This is a genomic window from Nostoc flagelliforme FACHB-838 (assembly GCF_014698065.1).
Taxonomy (GTDB): Bacteria; Cyanobacteriota; Cyanobacteriia; order Cyanobacteriales; family Nostocaceae; genus Nostoc; species Nostoc flagelliforme_B.
This window is the reverse complement of the sequence record NZ_JACJSI010000373.1, coordinates 1-5,578: the sequence shown is the minus strand read 5'-3', so window position 1 is coordinate 5,578 and position 5,578 is coordinate 1. Positions and strand designations below refer to the sequence as shown.

Here is a 5,578-nt window from a genome sequence, read left to right as displayed (position 1 = left end):
GTAGTGTTTTGCAACTGTTATCTAGCCGCCTCAATTATTAGTGAACACCTTTGCAGACTACACTTTCAGGCTGTTATTTGGCTATTCTGTTTGTGAAATGAGCGAACCGACCGTTATATCGTTCGACGCATAAGACATTTGAGGAATATTGCCGGGAAAGATTTGGACATAGTCGTCGCCAGTCCTATCTTTTAATGGATGCGGCTGTTGTTTTTGATAATTTGCTTGAAAAATGTGATCCATTGGATCACATTTTACCGACTAGCGAACGCCAAGTCCGACCCATGACCAAGCTCGAACCCCAGGAACAGCAAGAAGTGTGGCTAACGGCAGTAGAACTTGCTGGTGGGAAAGTGCCGACTGGTAGGATTGTGAAGGATGTGGTGCAAAAAATAATGGAGAGAACCGAAGTACCAAACACCTACCAGTTGGGTGAAGTCTGCCAAATCCTTGCCAAAGACAACCCGGAACTCAGGGACAAGGGTGGGTGTTGGGCTATTGTCAGCGCAGTGAATGACTTTAGTTGCAGCGTGAGAATGTGGGATGGTGAGTACGCTGTTGGGTTGCAGCATCTGAAATCTTACGAATACTTGCCTGCCGAGTGTGAGCAGATGCAGGTGATTTGTGATCGCATCAATCGGGTGTATTCGAGTGGGCTGGAGGAGTCGGTGCAGAAGTTTTTGGAGTCGTTGGGGAAGCTGAGGCGATCTTATTTGACGGACTTGGAAGATAAGGTGTTGAGTTTGTTGGAGTTAGAAACTGACGGCTGATGCGAGAATTACCAGCAGGCGTAGCATCACTACGACTTTTGGAGTGAGGGCGATCGCACCCTCAAGTCATTAAAGTATACTCCCAATCGGTTATTAAAGCGCGTTCAGCAGATGGAGCAAGAGAAAGTGTGGGTTAGGGAGATTCTGGGGTGTGCTGGGGGTGAGGGAATAATGAAAAAGATTAAAATTGTTATATTTAATGTTTATTTACCTAAAATATGGAATCATCAGAAGAGTATCTTAGAGCTACAAAAAGTGCAGTTTTAAAGCTTTTTGATGGGATCAATTCATATAATGAAATTTTTCTTAAAAAACCAATACCAATTTTCAACTTCAGCAGTAATTTAACTGATTCAGCAGCAATATTAGAAGCTCGAAGGCAAGCTTATGATAATTGGTTACTGGAAAATGAAACAGCAATAAAGTTATTACTTCAAGCTCAAAAAGAGTATTTTGCAGAAAGCTTTGCAATTGCAGCACTCTGTGGTTCTTTGCTGCAAATAGCCTCAATGGGAATCCAACTATTTTCTACAAATGAAGAAATAGCTGAAGATTTGCCAGAGATTTTACGTTCAGTTATAAAGCCTAAAAGTAAAGTCGCTAGGTTTTGTATTGGTCGTAGAGTTCGTAATGTGCCTATAGGATTAATAATTTATGCTGGTCGTAATCAGTTTAATCATATAGATGAGGAAAAGCTTAGTGGAGTAAACACGACCATCTTCAATCTGATTGCAAGCTATTATGATGAACAAGACCAATTTTTTAGGGATTTAGCATTTGATATTGAAAGTAGATTAATTATCAATTTTTCAACTAACATTTTAGGTTTAATTGGTTGGAAAAGCTATGAGTCCTATGATTCAGATATGCGTTCGCTACTTATTGGCACTAGCGGCTAAATCTTAACCTCTCACGGATGGGTATGGGTGCTGGTGCATCGTTAGCCATGTGGGTGAGTTCAGTTGCACAGTCGCAATGTGGGATGGGGAGTACACTGCGAGAATCGACCACCTTAAATCACTCAACTATTTGCCTTCGGAATGTCAACAGATGCAGTCAATCAGCGATCGCATCAGTAGGTTACGGGAAAACGAGAACTTGGAAGATGCCCCAAGGCTGTGCTGAAGCATTTGGGGGAACTGAGGCGACCATATTTTAATGCGTTTGAGGAAGAACTTTTGAGTTTTATCGAGCAAAAAACTTACAAGTAAGCTTTACTCAAAAAGACTGAGAATTTAGAAAAGGTTGAATTTTTTATTTTATCCAAAGAAGCTATGCTCTGGAATGCCTATAAAATACTACATAATGGCAGCTAAATAATAGTTCGCCTGTTTGTTCATCTCCGTACCCAATTGTTTTCCAGTATTCTGATCGATTGCTCAACCTGTTTTCAATCCTTGTGAACACCTTCTTGGTGCAGATGCACCACATAGAATGCAACTTTTGGCAAACATCCCCGTCTTTTCATCAGCAGAGCGAACGGAGCAGATGGTTGCCTTGCGTATTTAGTTAGGTTAGAAATCAATGACTGGTTTCCCACCTACTTATCAGCCACGGTTCTTAGTATCCTCGTCTTCACCATCAAGCGCGTTGCACACCCTAACGAAGGAGTTCACCCCATGAACATCAGTTTCTCGATTCCGTCTGCTCCCATACTTGTGTTTCTCTTTGTGGCGTACCTTGCTACCCTGCTGTACCTTACTGTCTATCAAGGCAGAAGGTTGAGTGTCTTCCGGTTGGCAATTTTAACTGCATTCGTGATCTACCTCCTTGCCGTTCTTTATCTTGTATTGCTCCCACTTCAGATCCAGATTGGCAGGTATGCTCCACAAAATCCTGGGTTCATTAACGCAATACCGATCCTTACCGCTGATCTTCGCAGCTTCTTGTCAAGTGTCATCCTGATGGTTCCGCTTGGGGTGTTTCTGCCGTTGCTCTTACCGACATCCTCGTCTGTCAAAACCATCGCGCGGCAAACGTTTAAACTCTCCCTAGCCATCGAACTCACGCAGTTCGTCACTAACGTTACCCTGGGAAATTGGCGCGTTCCCGATGTTAATGATCTTCTTGCAAATACACTAGGCGGGGTGCTAGGGTATCTGCTGTTCAAACAGATGTCACGTATTGCACTTATTGACCAGCTCTTCCATCGGGACGCACGCCCAACGCGCTGAACGAACGCCCGAGTCAAAGCATACTCGTAGCGCATACAATAAGTACGAGTCTTTTCAGCAACTGCCAATGGCAGTTGAACAACCGTGGTGCAGCGGACTGACCCAAGCCGCTTATGGTGTCACAAAGGTTATTAGCAGCCTCTGACCACGGCCGTTCCACGAGAACTGGATAGAAATGTTACCTGTTGGGAATACTACATCCACGCCAGTTCGGTAGAACATTTCGTTGGAATCGACACGCCAAAAATAGTCGAGAGGTTAACCGCACAACCAACTAAAGTTGGTATTGCTTGATTGACTGGATGCGGTTCATGTGACTTAAAGAAGATTTTGGGCAGGTTGTCCAACTTTACCTGACAAAAATGGATGTCCAAGTTTACCTGGCAAAAACGTCTAAAAAATAGCATAAAGGAAAACTAAACTGCTCAAACTCCGTGCCTGTATGCAAGATAAAGGTGTTGGTCATAGCGATGCCTATGGCAACAAGCGATCGCAATGCTTGTGAGAAATACCAGATTTAATTTTTTGCTATTGCACTGCTGTGGTGACACAGGTGCTTGACCTTGGAGTTAAACGGATGATCACAGGTGAGATGAGGTCAAAGGTTGACTGTTTTTACCACAATAGAAGAGGCAGAGAGTAAAATTCCGTCAGGCCAGATTGTCAAAGATTTTGTGCAACAGATATTAGAACGAACTTACCTCGATTGACCAATAGACCTTTTGTAAGTTGTTAACCAGTAACCTGTTATAGCAATCACAATCGTAATTACACTAGCCACTACATTTGGATAAATGATGATTCCACCAAATTGAGGCTCACGAACATTGCCCAGAACTGGATCATTGAGAAATCCGTATGAAGTTCCCGGCCAAAATCCCGCAGCAATTAACCCAATCCAAAATGCAGAACTGAGAAAGGCAGCCAGACCCATCGAAAAATGATCGCTCACCGGACGAACTTTTAAAATTGCTAAAGCAGAACCGCCTAATGAAAGAGCAGCAAAAAATGACATAGCACAATGCAACTTTGCATGAGGTAGCCATGCTGGGTTGTTCATGTGACCATTTGACAGCAAAACTGCATCTACACCGATAGGAACTATAATGGTTGAAAGCGCAGCAGCACTCAGAAACCATTTGGCGAGTTGTTCTTGAGCCACGTTAATTTTCTCCTATCCAAACACTGTAAATTCTAGCTATTAATGAGTTCTTATACTCAAGTACCTACCCCAAGAATGTCAGCAGATGCTCTTGATTTGCGATGGCGGGACGCTACGCGAACGCTGATCGCATTAGTAGACTGCGAGAAAAAAGCAAGCTAGAAACACCATTCTAGTTAGTCCTAAAGTACTTGGGGGAATTGAAGCACCCGTATTTGACTGCGTTTGAAGAAGGACTTTTAGGTTTCATAGAGGCAAAAGCATCTATCACAAAAGCGGGAGTAAGTATTGGAGATGTTCAAGTTAATTAAGTTTGATATGTTTGCAAATAAGCAGTAATTAAGATTTTGGTTTCCTTTACTAGTTGTTTGCGCTTAAGTGGCTCACGCGTGAATGAAAGCCACAGCAATTCATTTGAGACTTTAAATACGGTTGTGGCAATCAGTCGAGATTGAGTGGCATCGAGTCGAGGGTTTCGCCGTGAAAAGAAATCAGCTAGTTCAACTAATATCTGTTGGTCATATTCGTTAAACTTACTGGCATCAGTAAGGGTCATCAAGTCGATTAACTGTCCTAATACTGCTCGATAACCAGGATGCTGCTGTGCAAAATCTTCAAACGCATTTACCATGCGCTCAACGTAAGTAGCAATATCAGCCTTTGCCAGCTCTGTATGAAGTTGTACAAAAATTTGATATTCCTGTTGAAAGTAGCGATTGGCAAGCGCCCGGACAAGTGCCTCTTTGTCTGGAAAAAATTGGTATAACGAGCCAACTGGAATGGCTGCACGTGTGGCGATGGCTCTTGTAGTGGTTTGCTCATAACCAAGTTCGATAAAAAGTTGCTCCGCCACATCTAAAATGTGATGAACTCGTTCTTGGCTACGTGCCTGCTTGGGTTGGCGTCGCATGGTTGAGGCTTTGTGAAGTTCTTTTATCATCCTTCAAAATTATCATTGACAAACATGAACAATGCTCATATATCAAAAATGAACATTGTTCATATTTGTGGTAAATTCTGTATTTAACAGGTCAGATCATGCCATCCATTGTTCAGACACTCAAAGGGATAAAAGCTTTCGTCATGCTTTTGTTAGATGAAAACGGTAATCTAAAACCTGTTTGGGAATTGAGCGATAGTCTACTCGATAGTCGTGCTTTTCAACTAGCGGTTGCAAGTATGAAAACAACTCCAGAAGTAGCAGATATATTGACAGAACGCTATATTGCTCCTACACATGATTTAGAAGCTTTACTACAATATCCTCCAGATTCCTTGGGCTATACCTATGCTAGCCACATGAAACAGTTAAGCTTTAAAACGCTAGAGCCAGAAATAGAGAGCAATTCTGACAGCAGTTACATAGAAAATCGCTGGCGGCAGACCCATGATATTTGGCACATCATAACCGGATTTGATACAAGTGAAATTGGAGAAATTGGCTTACAAGCTTTTTATTTGGCACAACTTCA

At 42.5% G+C, this 5,578-nt stretch carries 8 protein-coding genes; 5 read left to right on the top strand and 3 right to left on the bottom strand.

Translation table 11 applies throughout. The features are described 5' to 3' along the window. Positions 1 to 81: 81 nt before the first annotated feature. On the bottom strand, positions 82 to 243 hold the full coding sequence (locus H6G97_RS44050) for a hypothetical protein (protein ID WP_190946798.1): 162 nt from the start codon (positions 241 to 243) through the stop codon (positions 82 to 84). Between H6G97_RS44050 and H6G97_RS44045 the strand changes: the two genes are divergently transcribed. The 4 genes from H6G97_RS44045 (at position 243) to H6G97_RS44030 (ending at position 2,944) form a co-directional block, all read left to right on the top strand. Further along, positions 243 to 770: a hypothetical protein gene (locus H6G97_RS44045; protein ID WP_190946797.1), complete on the top strand. Its 528-nt coding sequence runs from the start codon at positions 243 to 245 to the stop codon at positions 768 to 770. The genes H6G97_RS44050 and H6G97_RS44045 overlap by 1 nt on opposite strands. 218 nt (positions 771 to 988) lie before the next feature. After that, complete coding sequence (locus tag H6G97_RS44040; RefSeq protein ID WP_190946796.1) at positions 989 to 1,669, top strand: hypothetical protein; 681 nt, start codon at positions 989 to 991, stop codon at positions 1,667 to 1,669. A 23-nt stretch (positions 1,670 to 1,692) separates the two neighbouring features. After that, on the top strand, positions 1,693 to 1,929 hold the full coding sequence (locus H6G97_RS44035) for a hypothetical protein (protein WP_190946795.1): 237 nt from the start codon (positions 1,693 to 1,695) through the stop codon (positions 1,927 to 1,929). A 460-nt stretch (positions 1,930 to 2,389) separates the two neighbouring features. Then, positions 2,390 to 2,944 carry a VanZ family protein gene (locus H6G97_RS44030; RefSeq protein WP_190946794.1) on the top strand — a complete coding sequence of 185 codons (555 nt, stop codon included), beginning with the start codon at positions 2,390 to 2,392 and terminating at the stop codon, positions 2,942 to 2,944. A 697-nt stretch (positions 2,945 to 3,641) separates the two neighbouring features. Here H6G97_RS44030 and H6G97_RS44025 read toward each other — a convergent pair. Together H6G97_RS44025 and H6G97_RS44020 are read right to left on the bottom strand one after the other, a co-directional pair. Beyond that, the gene (locus tag H6G97_RS44025) at positions 3,642 to 4,106 is read right to left on the bottom strand and encodes a hypothetical protein (protein WP_190946793.1); all 465 of its coding nucleotides are present in this window, start codon (positions 4,104 to 4,106) and stop codon (positions 3,642 to 3,644) included. Between the two features lie 307 nt (positions 4,107 to 4,413). Beyond that, the gene (locus H6G97_RS44020) at positions 4,414 to 5,016 is read right to left on the bottom strand and encodes a TetR/AcrR family transcriptional regulator (RefSeq protein ID WP_242056023.1); all 603 of its coding nucleotides are present in this window, start codon (positions 5,014 to 5,016) and stop codon (positions 4,414 to 4,416) included. A 128-nt stretch (positions 5,017 to 5,144) separates the two neighbouring features. Here H6G97_RS44020 and H6G97_RS44015 point away from each other — a divergent pair. Next, the coding region (locus tag H6G97_RS44015; protein ID WP_242056022.1) for a Coq4 family protein at positions 5,145 to 5,578 on the top strand (434 nt) is incomplete at its 3' end.